Annotated in this window: 10 protein-coding genes; 5 read left to right on the top strand and 5 right to left on the bottom strand. The window is 34.0% G+C overall.

The features are described 5' to 3' along the window. Window positions 1-205: 205 nt before the first annotated feature. The 3 genes from AB4X21_RS00570 to AB4X21_RS00560 form a co-directional block, all read right to left on the bottom strand. Window positions 206-1,096, bottom strand: a complete 891-nt coding sequence (locus AB4X21_RS00570) for a C39 family peptidase (RefSeq protein WP_049498805.1) — start codon at window positions 1,094-1,096, stop codon at window positions 206-208. A 14-nt stretch (window positions 1,097-1,110) separates the two neighbouring features. Beyond that, window positions 1,111-2,244: a hypothetical protein gene (locus tag AB4X21_RS00565; protein WP_049485547.1), complete on the bottom strand. Its 1,134-nt coding sequence runs from the start codon at window positions 2,242-2,244 to the stop codon at window positions 1,111-1,113. A 496-nt stretch (window positions 2,245-2,740) separates the two neighbouring features. Further along, window positions 2,741-3,589 carry a helix-turn-helix domain-containing protein gene (locus AB4X21_RS00560; RefSeq protein ID WP_369087989.1) on the bottom strand — a complete coding sequence of 283 codons (849 nt, stop codon included), beginning with the start codon at window positions 3,587-3,589 and terminating at the stop codon, window positions 2,741-2,743. Between the two features lie 93 nt (window positions 3,590-3,682). On the opposite strand from AB4X21_RS00560, the gene AB4X21_RS00555 reads away from it, so the two are divergent. The 5 genes from AB4X21_RS00555 to AB4X21_RS00535 all read left to right on the top strand — a co-directional run bounded on the left by AB4X21_RS00555 (window position 3,683) and on the right by AB4X21_RS00535 (window position 9,554). Further along, window positions 3,683-3,928 carry a lactococcin 972 family bacteriocin gene (locus AB4X21_RS00555; RefSeq protein ID WP_338323858.1) on the top strand — a complete coding sequence of 82 codons (246 nt, stop codon included), beginning with the start codon at window positions 3,683-3,685 and terminating at the stop codon, window positions 3,926-3,928. Between the two features lie 47 nt (window positions 3,929-3,975). Further along, the gene (locus AB4X21_RS00550) at window positions 3,976-5,985 is read left to right on the top strand and encodes a DUF1430 domain-containing protein (RefSeq protein WP_155127596.1); all 2,010 of its coding nucleotides are present in this window, start codon (window positions 3,976-3,978) and stop codon (window positions 5,983-5,985) included. A gap of 2 nt (window positions 5,986-5,987) precedes the next feature. After that, window positions 5,988-6,623, top strand: a complete 636-nt coding sequence (locus tag AB4X21_RS00545) for an ABC transporter ATP-binding protein (protein WP_003003180.1) — start codon at window positions 5,988-5,990, stop codon at window positions 6,621-6,623. An 818-nt stretch (window positions 6,624-7,441) separates the two neighbouring features. After that, window positions 7,442-7,669: a hypothetical protein gene (locus tag AB4X21_RS00540; RefSeq protein ID WP_151379321.1), complete on the top strand. Its 228-nt coding sequence runs from the start codon at window positions 7,442-7,444 to the stop codon at window positions 7,667-7,669. A 106-nt stretch (window positions 7,670-7,775) separates the two neighbouring features. Continuing rightward, window positions 7,776-9,554 carry an ABC transporter ATP-binding protein gene (locus AB4X21_RS00535; RefSeq protein WP_369087988.1) on the top strand — a complete coding sequence of 593 codons (1,779 nt, stop codon included), beginning with the start codon at window positions 7,776-7,778 and terminating at the stop codon, window positions 9,552-9,554. A 103-nt stretch (window positions 9,555-9,657) separates the two neighbouring features. Here AB4X21_RS00535 and AB4X21_RS00530 read toward each other — a convergent pair whose 3' ends face one another. Beyond that, on the bottom strand, window positions 9,658-10,293 hold the full coding sequence (locus AB4X21_RS00530) for an SdpI family protein (protein ID WP_151379323.1): 636 nt from the start codon (window positions 10,291-10,293) through the stop codon (window positions 9,658-9,660). After that, a complete protein-coding gene (locus AB4X21_RS00525; RefSeq protein ID WP_003009465.1) occupies window positions 10,280-10,561 on the bottom strand; it encodes an autorepressor SdpR family transcription factor in 282 nt (93 codons plus the stop codon). The genes AB4X21_RS00530 and AB4X21_RS00525 overlap by 14 nt, the downstream gene beginning before the upstream one ends. Between the last annotated feature and the right edge of the window lie 818 nt (window positions 10,562-11,379).

Raw genomic sequence — 11,379 nt, 5'->3', positions numbered from 1 at the left:
TGATTAAAACTAAAGCAAGGTCAAAATCACTCTATTTCATCAATAATTGAAAGATTGAAAAGCCCATAAAATCAACGTTTCTGTACATCATGAAACTTGCTAAATTACATATTACGCTTACAGAAGTTAAATAATAGAGTTAAAAAAGTCGTTGAAATTGATTTTCAACGACTTTTTTCTTTTATCCATTTCACGACTCACTTTCTCACCAAGCATAATTTTTCTCACCGCATGTGACCATGGCTGCTAATAACTCCTCTGGTGTCAGTTTCTTCAAGCCTCCATAGTTTGGATCCTGTACATGTGTATCGGGGTCTAGATAATAGATTGCTGAGATGTCCTTACCATCTGCTGTCAATTCATAGCCTACTCCAATCACATTATGTTCCCCACTTTTTCCAGGATAGATTTGTGCTACATTGAAGGTGTAATAGAGAGGATACCCATCATCAATATCTTTGCGAACACGTTCTTTAAAGAGCCGGATATCTTCAGAACCTGGACGAGCATCTGTTACAGTAACCAGTCGATAACCTGCTTGGTTTCCACTTGGTTCTGGATAGCCAAATAGATTCTGATTCAAGACGCGAATGGCATCTCGATTATGCGTCCCATAGGGATTATAAGTCCCCATTTCCTTAGCTAATTGATGTTGAGAGACGCTAACTCCTCGACTAGCCAGCATCATATGGACTGTCGCAGGAGCACAGAAATACCATTCTTCTTGAAGTTTTAAAGAAATAGGCAATAGTTTTCGGATTCCTTGATTCTCTTTTGACGATGTTTCTTTTTTGACCGACTGAGAAGGTTGCGTATTCTCTTTCAATGAAGCTTGTTCCTGTTTTGAAGATGGCAATGTTTCCTGACCACCGGCTTCCGTATTGCCTTCCTTAATTTTTAATCGCTCTGCTACCTCTGCTGGCATTGGAGGATTAGGTTCTGTACGCTCCTTTGTTTTTACACTAACTGTTGTTGATGAGGAGGATGTAACCTTACGAGAGCTGGAAGGACTTGTTTGGCTTTCTTTTGGTGTCTCTGTACAGCCAGATAAACCAAGCAAAGTCAGAAGTACAAGGAATAAATGAACTTTTCTCATGATTTTTCTCCTTTCTACCATTCTTGATAGCGCATTACGGAGTTTTCATTTCGATAGATTTCACCTTTTGGAATCTCACTATCTTTCTTTTTGAATTGAATCCATAGAATCCCTTTATCCGATAGTAAAATGGGGCCATGATCATATAAATAATGAATCCGATGCCTCAAATCCCACAAATAATATTGAGATTTAACACGCTCCTCATTTCTTCTTTCTCCCATATATGTGAGATAAATATTGCGATATATGGAGGTTTCTGCCTGTGAAGTAGAAAATATCTTTTTATGGTTTTTATTTTCGAAGGTAAACGAAGCATCTTTATTATTTGCAACCAAGTAAAGGAGATTGTGCCCGTTCGTCAATAAATCGACATAATAGCGTTGATCATCCTTTGTTTGATCTATAACTTTTTTCTGCCCATCATTTAAGGAGTAGGCTACAATTTTTGTAGTTAAAGCTGTGTTATCAATTTGTACATAATACAAGTGATCTTTAAAGACAGTCGGAAAACCGCTATTTTCTGATTCAATCGTCTGATGAGTCCCTGTTTCAAGGTCAAATTCTTCAATTTGATATAGGCTATCGCCTACTTCATAATTTATAAAGAGTTTCTGGTTGGATCGAGCTACTTGAGTAACTGGAACCGTTCCAATAGGTCTCCTATCGATCAGTGTCGTTAAAGATTTGTCTTTTATCTTCCAAAGATAGTAGATCCCTGTCTGATTGAGTTGATCATACTCTTCAAAAACAACAATATCATGATCTACATAGCTAACAGCTACATGAGTCAGATTGGATGTCCTTTCAACATCTTTTATCTTTTGAAATTCCTTGGTATGTAAATTCATACTGGCAAGATAATTCTGATCTTCGTGTCCTTGGTCAACAGCCTCGCCATAAGCAATCCCATCATTTGACAGCGCGGTAGGTGTAAAGATTTTCGCATCTGGATAAGGGATAGAAATAGAATTTTTTAATAAATCTTCTGCCTTTCTTTCCTCGAATCCTATTTTCCTAGACACATTGGTACTACCGGAAGGAGATTTTTTTTGTGGTCCTACAAGAGTGCAGGCTGATAAGAGAATGATAATACCAAGGATGATAAAAGTTAAAAATTTTTGTTTGACAAGATCTTTTTTCTTCATCAGCCTATACCTCCTGACTTAAGCATTACTTCATTACCTATTTATCTACAATAAAAAGATAACGAACGATTTTAAAATTGAAATCTTTTTTTCTTTCTAGAATAATAATACACAAAATAAAAAAGCAAATGTCAAATTGTCTCTTATATACACATTTTATACTTAGATAAATGAACTCAAAATATTTTCCTCAGTATTTATTGGTTCAAACTATGCTATCAAAGTCTTCTGAACGGAAATCTCTTTATTTGATAATTGAAAATAATTGTATTTCATATTAAAATCACCTCAAATATTAGATGAACTCTAACATTTGAGGTGCAATTTAAAATTATTGTTTATTAAATTAAATGACCATTCTTTCTATTGCTTAACTAGCTGATCTAATGGGATAATGTATAGATTTCTATCCCTTACCCAATATCCATTCAGCATGCACAGAATAACATGTTGATTATATCTTCAAACTGTTTTATGACTGAATCCATTTAGAAACTCATTTCTTGAAAAAGCGCTTCACATCTGACCTACATGCTTCCAACAACGTTATTTCATCCGTTAATTCGAGTAACTGCAAGCCTTCATCAACTAGCTTTTTATCACTTAAACAAATTCCAAGTGTCACTTTAGCATTTCCTAGAAAATCATATCGCTTACTTTTTTTGGCCGTATCTAACAATAGATAACTGATACTAGTACACTTCTCCATCAAACCATTCCACAGAAAAATACTGGCTAAATTAGAGAGTAATTTATACTTGGTGGGAAGAATCTCTGTATAATCAGAGTAATCATTCAGCCTATCTATAACTTCATCACAGATAGAAATCACTGTTTCTAGTGGAAGTGTAAATAAAATAACGACAATTAATTTTAGGTCACTATGATACCAGACATCCTGATTTTTGATTTCGTTCCAAGCTTCCGTTGCCATCATTCTTGCCTTTTCATTTGGACCAGATTCTCGTAAACAAAGAATGACCTCTACTCTCTTTAGTATATTTAACACAGGAATATCATTAGGATGTTTTCTTAAATAAGCTACACTCTTATTCTTCAGTTCCAATAATTTATCATTTGATTGGTAGGCATTGTTATCTTCTGCTAATAAGATAATTTCTTCCCTATCGGAGCGGTGGTAAGAATGGCATATATATCGAAATTCTTCGAAATCTAGGCCAACTTGCTTTAGAAGATGCTCCATCGACTCAAAACTAGGTACCACTTGGTTCGATTCAATACGCGATAAATGCGCTCTTGAAATGTAACCCTGGCAAACTTCCTCTTGACTAATATGTTTTGATTTCCGTATTTTTTTATAGATCGTACCGTAATCCCAACGCATAACAACTTCACCTCTAATTATGTGTATAAATGTTACATTTTTACACTTCGTTATGTGTTTAGTATATCATATATATAGAAGAAGGAGGCGCAGATATGCAAAAGAAAATCACTATTTATTTTTTGTATTAATGCTTTCACAATCCAAATAACTGGGGGTGCATTTTCAAATTATTACCATGATTACAAATATCACTGGTCAAGCGTAACTCGTGCAAGAGATAGTAAATCATCATATGCTTACGCTCCTTCTCATCAGACCTCAAGAGCTTTTATAAATAGAAATTTTGGTGAAACAGTATATTTTAATTACGGATTTAAAAAAATTCATAGCTCATAGAAAAGATTATATTACAATTCATGAAAATTTTAGAAAGTGAGTAAAGTATGAAGCGCTTCTTTGTCATCCTTTCAAATATCTTTATAACAAGTTTTCTACTTTGGATTTGTTTTTCAACCTCATATGTGGTTATTCACAATAGTTTTCCAGCTATTGGTATTCTTTCCCAGAACAAAGAGGTATCAAAAGATCAGGTAAAATACAGTTTAGATCAATTAGCAAATGAAACAGACAGTGTGATTGGTCAACAAATTGAAAAAATAGATGATAAAGGTAAGGTTCATTTTTCCTATGCAATATATGGATCTGGCCATATCCCAAATGGCCTTGTTAAAGCTAGTGAAGAAGATTTTTACAATAGTGGCTTACTGTCCAATTATTATATTTTATCTGGGAATCTCACTCTAGATAGATTAAATCATGAACTTCAATCATTGGGTTTCACACAAACATTTGTTTCATATCCAAATATTCTTCTTAGCTTATTTACGTATATGGGAAATGGTAGTCAATTACTCGTTTTGGTCATTTTTCTACTAACTTTTATAGCCTTAATGGTTATTCAAAAAACCAAGGAAATGCGAACAGTTGGGATTCGATATATTTCTGGATTGCACCTAACTCAGATTTTTGGAAACTCAATTATTAGTGATTGTGGAGATTTACTTTTAGGGATAATTACAGGGGTTTTTCTTGGAATCTGTGGTGTAAGTCTATTCCATATCACACCATTTTCTGTTCCAGTTATTGTTTCAGCTAACATAACTTATAATTTGTTACTTTTGTTCCTTTCTATACTCTTTAGCTTTCTTTATGTTTTAAGTATTAAAGCGGTACATTTGGTTTCTTTACTCAAAGGAAAGTTACCTTTGAAACAGATTATGGGTATTCTTTACTTGGGGCAATTGGTTGCTTTTCTTTTAATAGTACTTACCATTTATAGAACAAGTATCTATTCAACTATTTGGCAATTGCATCAGGCTGGAGATACAGCATGGTCAAATCAAAAAGATTGGGTATTGCTTTCAACAAATAGGGAGTTTGGGGCAGAGGCTAGAAATCAGGATAGTAGAAAAATGTTGGAAGAACAATGGAAAAACTTCATAGAAACTGGCATTCAGAATGGAGGAATGCTTGTTCAGCATCCACTTGCATCATTCGATCTAAAAGGTCTGTCTTCACATCCCTTAACGGGAAAAATGTCGATAAATGACTACAATCCGTATGCTAATAGCTTATATGTGACTCCTAATTATCTAGATATTCAGAATGTAGAATTAAATGAAGAAGATAAGAAGAACATTAATAGCCTTGGAGAAGGAGAATTTGGACTACTATTGCCTGAAAAATTAAAAGATCAAGAAGATAAATTGCGTCAAATTTATGAAGATTTCCTAGCGATTCGAAACGATAAGGGAAATAAAATTCAACAGGCTATGAAAGCTCGTGTTTTCTATATTTCAAACAATAAGAAGCGTTTCGTATATAATTCTACACCAATCTCGTATCAACAATTTCTAAGTGATCCTATACTTATTGTCCTTAAACCAAGCTCTTTTGGAAAAAATCGAAATGATTTCTTCACTTATCCATCTGATTATCTGTATTTTAAAGGTTTGGATGCCACTAAAAAACTAGTTGAACAAGGTGGAATAAAGAAATATATCAGTCAGTATGATCTTGCCTATTATGTTTATCGTGGTATGAGTCACAACATTCAAGTTGAAATATTGACAATCATTGCTGGTGGTTTTCTCGGTATTGCTACCTCAATTCTACTCTTTAATACAATGACAATCCTCTACTTTGAAGAATTTCGTAAAACTATTCTTATTAAGAAAATATCAGGGTTAAATTTTTTTGAGTTACACCAGAAATTTTTTATCTGGCAAATAGTTATCTTCATTTTGGGAGGGGCTATTGGTCTTTTGCTAACAAATAAACTTTGGGTAGTCTTTCTAACCTCTTGCGTCTTTGGTTTGAATTCTATTTTAATACTAATGCATCGTTCTCGTAAGGAAGATAGGATGGCTAGTATTATATTGAAAGGAGCATAGAAATGATTAAAATCCATCAACTAACAAAAACCTTTGGGGACCGGACGGTATTTAGTGATTTGAACTTAAATTTTGATGCAGGTAAAGTCTATGCTCTTATCGGAAATAGTGGTTGTGGCAAAACAACCTTACTAAATATGGTAGCCAAGCTAGAACCTTATGATCAGGGAAGTATTCAATATAAAGGAAAAGATTTACGAAAGATTAAACCAACAAACTATTTCAGAAATGAACTCGGTTATCTCTTCCAGAATTTTGGACTTATCGATAATAAAACTGTTTCAGAAAATTTAGATTTGGGATTAATTGGTCATAAATTAGACAAACAAAAAAAGAGAGAGACTAAAGAAGAAGTATTAGATAGAGTAGGACTATCTTATATTCAACTAGATCAAAAAGTATATGAGCTTTCTGGAGGAGAAGCACAACGTGTAGCCTTGGCAAAGATCATTTTAAAAGATCCTCCTCTAATTTTGGCAGATGAATTAACTGCCGCTCTTGATCCTGAGACCTCACAGGAGATTATGGACTTACTCCTAACATTAAAAAATAAGGAACGTTTGATCATTATTGCAACACATAATCCAACCATTTGGAAACAAGCTGATCAAGTGGTAAGCCTAAAAATTAGTCAATGAAGAATAGGGTAATAGCACAGATTTTCATTACGTTACATATTCATTTCCTGACAAAACATCCCGAAAGTTAAGTGCACCCAAATAGTTAGATTAATAATTTATCCAAAGGATTTAGTTCTGTATTGCACAGGACTGAGTCCTTTTCTACTATTTGTATAGAAGTGTATACATTTTTAATCTATAGTCGTTGAGATTTAGTAAAACTACAGCGCAAACTTCCTCTTGACTAATATGTTTTGATTTCCGTATTTTTTTATAGATCGTACCGTAATCCCAACGCATAACAGTTCCACCTCTAATTATGTGTATATATGTGACATTTTTACATTTCGATATATGTTTAGTATATCATATATATTAAAGAATGAAGTGAAAAACGTGAAAAAAATCACTATTTATTCTTTATAGCATCACTCCCACTCTTCAACTTGTTAGATATTTGGCGATGGTGGGGATTCCATTCATTGAAGGGATGTGTCCATAGATGAATAAAAGAAGCTTCAAAAAAATGTTTCCAATATTTATTTTAGGTATCATTGTAGGTCTATTCTTAATCCCATTACTTAGACCACTTATAGTTGATTGGCTAAAAACTATATTTGGTTAATAGTAACGATAACCTTATTTAACAAAAAAGTTTTCCCTTTTATTTTTTAATAGCATTGTTTTGACAAATTAACTTCCACGTTTATTGGCGGTAGAAGTTGGTTTGAGAATTTAGCACTTTGATGACCTTAGATCATTATAATCCTACAAGTACAGGTATGACTTTTAGTTTTAGATATTCTCATTAGTTTAATTAAAGGAGGGACTGTGTTATGGTAACTAAGTATTACAAGTATATTCCTTGGTTGGTCTTAGGAGCTATTGGATCTTATGAATCCGCAACTTATTTTGGACATAGTACATTTGATATGCTGTATTTATCTATTGTTTTTATGATTGTTTACGTAGCTTTGTTCATTCTACACGAAAAATATCTGAAATATAAATATAAAGAAATATTTACACATATTATGAGCAATCCTGAAAAAGATCATCATTAGTAAGATATAGCATAATAAAGAACTTCAAAAAATGACCTATTTTTGTCAAAGTTCACTTAAGCTCTATTTTCTTTGAGCTTGTGGTTTTATTAGTGAGGGGGGACAAATGGTTAAAGTTAGCGAATATAAAACTTACCTTGCATTGTATGTTAAAAGTATACTCTATCTGTGGAAAACATCACCATTCAATGTATTAATTTTGATTGTCACGATACCGATTCAGGCATTATTGCCTTCGTTATCATTGTATATTGCGAATATACTCATTAATAGAATGAACAACCTGTCACAACAATTATTATTTTTATTGCTTGGAGTATGGGGTGTAGCTTTCCTTTTAAATAATATATTTACGCCATTAACAACAATGATTCAAGGCAAGTTAACAGATGATCTTACCTATACATTGAATTGTGATATTATGAAAAAGTCTGAGGAAATTCAGACGATTGACTATTTTGAAGACAATAATTTCTATAATGATATTCAATTATTAAGTTCAGAAGCCAGTTGGAGACCTGTGAATTTATTGGTCTTTGGGACTAGTATTATTTCAAATACAATACTGTTTATTTCAATGCTGGTTATATTTGCATCATTTCATCCAGTCATTGCCTTGCTCATGTTGCTGGTTTTAGTTCCACAAGGGTTGATTTCTTATTCCCTTCAACAGCAAGCTTTTGAGGTCCTTGTTTCCAACAGTGAAGAATCAAGAAAACTGGAATATTACAGTCAAGTTTTGCTATCATCAGAGGCGATCAAAGATGTGAGACTATACAACCTCTACAATTTCTTTATGAAGAAGTATACTCAATCTTTCTCCAGTATAAAAAGAAATATTCAAAAGACAAGGTTAAAAAAATTTAACAGTTCTGTCATTTTTTTGATTTTAACTGCTCTATTGAGTGTAGGAAGTTTTATCTATATCATCTATTCTATCAAAGTAGGACAATTGGGAATTGGAGCTGTAATGCTTTTTTCTTCAAGTATTGTGTATGCAATTAATAGTATGTCAAGATTGATTGAAGATTCTAGTTTGCTGTACGACACCTTACTTTATATGGAAAAATTTTTCAAATTTATTGCACTGCCATCAGACTCTAAGGGTGCTACAGTTGCTGTGCCATCAAGTATTGAAAAAATAGATTTCGTAGACGTATCATTTAAGTATCCAACTAATGAAAACTATGCCTTAAAACATATCAGCTTCAGTGTCAATAAGGGAGAAAAGATTGCTATCGTTGGAGAAAACGGCGCAGGAAAAACCACATTGATTAAATTACTCACCCGATTTTACAATATCGAAGAAGGCGAATTATTGATCAATAACATCTCAATTAGCAACTTTGACCCAGAGAAATTTAGGGAAAATGTATCCGCTATTTTTCAGGATTTTTCTAAATTTGATCTTACTCTTAGAGAGAATGTGGGCATTTCGAATATACAGGAGATAAATGCAGATGATCAAATCCTAAAGGCATTAGAGGACAGTGGGTTTGAAAGTAGTCTATCAGACCTAAATACTATTCTTGGAAAAAAATTCGATCATAGCCGTGACCTTTCAGGAGGTCAATGGCAAAAAGTTGCGCTGGCAAGAGCTTTCTTCTCTCATTCACCTATACTGATTCTAGATGAGCCTACCGCTGCACTCGATGCCCGAACCGAATATGAATTATTTGAGAAATTCTTAAAATTAACGGAAGGAAAAACCGTATTTTTCATTACACATCGATTATCAAGCGTCCGACAAGCAGATAAAATTTTATTATTAAGAAATGGAAGGATTGAAGGATTTGATAAACATGATGCTTTAATGAAAACCAACAAATACTATGAAGAGCTTTATACCATGCAATCTTCTTTATATTACAAAGAATTAAACTAACTTTCAATTGCTATCGGTATAAGAGCGTATTCTTATGAAAACAAGCAAAAACAACCGGAAAAGAATCAGTTCCCAACTAGTTCTTCTCTGGTTGTTTTTTATACTAACGATTTTTCCGACTTAATTGATAAGAGTACATCATAGGGATAAACACAATGGCGAGGATGACCAGCACCAGTACATAAGAAAGAGCGAATTGAAGGCCTGCTTCAAGAAGAAGGATCAAGCCACCAAGCACCCACAACTTCCCTGCCAAGCGATGAGTTTTGTGCCAGTTATCTTCACTCTGCAAGGTCCAAGGTAGGCGGATTCCAACCGTGTGATTCACTTTCAACTTAGGCATGTAATTGCCCATGATTACAAAGATGAGCCCTAGCAGAACCGAAACAAAAACTGATGGATTAGTAGTAGATCCTAGCGCCTTGCTATAGATGAGATAGAAGGTACTTAAGGAAACGACTGGAGTCAACCAGTAGATTACTTTTAGCATTTTTTCATTCATAGCGCTATTCTTAGAATCGCGACCGATCATAAAGATCATAAACAGATGCACCATGAGATCGAAAATAGGAAGACCAAACACAACCAGGGGTTTCGATTGGAAGTTATTGGGCTGGCCAGCAAAATTGAAGTGAATCGGGATTTGGTTAGGCAATTGCGACCAAATCATCAGCCCCCAAAGCATGGGGAAAAGGATCACCATAGAAGTTAATAGCAATAGTTTTTTATTCGTTTTCATCAGTAGAGTCTCCTTTCAAATCAACGAGCCAGACCATTAAATCCTCCAAGACAGAAGTATTGAGCTCATAGTAGATAAAATTCTTCTCTTTTTCCTCTCGAATTAAATCTGCCTGCTTGAGGAGGCTTAAATGATGGGAAATGGTCGCTCCTGCTACATCAAAGTGGCCAGCGATATCACCAGCAGATAATTTCCCCGCCTTTAGCAGTTCTAAGATACTTCTTCTTATCGGATTCGATAAAGCTTTAAATGTTTGCGCAAAATTCATTCTCTATCTTCTCCAATCTATTTAGATTTCTTTCTAAATAGATTCTAGTACTTTCGGATGGGTTTGTCAACTCTATTTAGAAAAAAATCTAAATAGTTTCTGTTGTAAAAAATATCAGACCTAAGACCGATTCTTATAAACAGCGTCTTTTCTTAAGTTTTCTTTAAGAAATCAGCCTTATAATAAAACCATCAAATGAAGACCTCCTAACTTTGTTTGATAGAAAATCCTAAACTTTTTCATAATAATCTCCCTATAAGAGCCACCAAAACCGGTGGCTTTTTCTATGTACCTTAGCAAACGTTAGTGAGCTTAGGTACGTTGTGATGCAGTTCGAACGGCAGTGAGAACTACGATCTTTAGAATGGAATAAGTAATTTTACTGTTTGGAATGATGATTAATGCATTTTGTCAGACTTAAGACCGATTCTTATAAACAGCGTCTTTTCTTAAGTTTTCTTTAAGCAAACCGCCTTATAATAAAACCATCAAATAAAGACCTCCTAACTTTGTTTGATAGAAAATCCTAAACTTTTTCATAATAATCTCCCTATAAGAGCCACCAAAACCGGTGGCTTTTCTATATCTCTAAATTCGGTTGAACTCAGAGAGTTCAACCGAATTTAGAGATATTGATGCAGTTTGAGCAAAGCGAAAACTACGTTCCTTATTCCTTTAGCAAACGTTAGTGAGCTTAGGTACGTTGACGCAGTTCGAACGATAGTGAGAACTACGTTCCTTATAAAACTGAGCGAGGTGAACTCAGAGAGTTCAACCGAATTTAGAGATATTGATGCAGTTTGAGCGAAGCGAAAACT

The organism is Streptococcus sp. CP1998 (assembly GCF_041026655.1).
GTDB classification, from domain to species: Bacteria; Bacillota; Bacilli; order Lactobacillales; family Streptococcaceae; genus Streptococcus; species Streptococcus dentalis.
The sequence above is the reverse complement of the archived record's forward strand: the minus strand, read 5'-3'. Positions and strand labels throughout refer to the sequence as shown.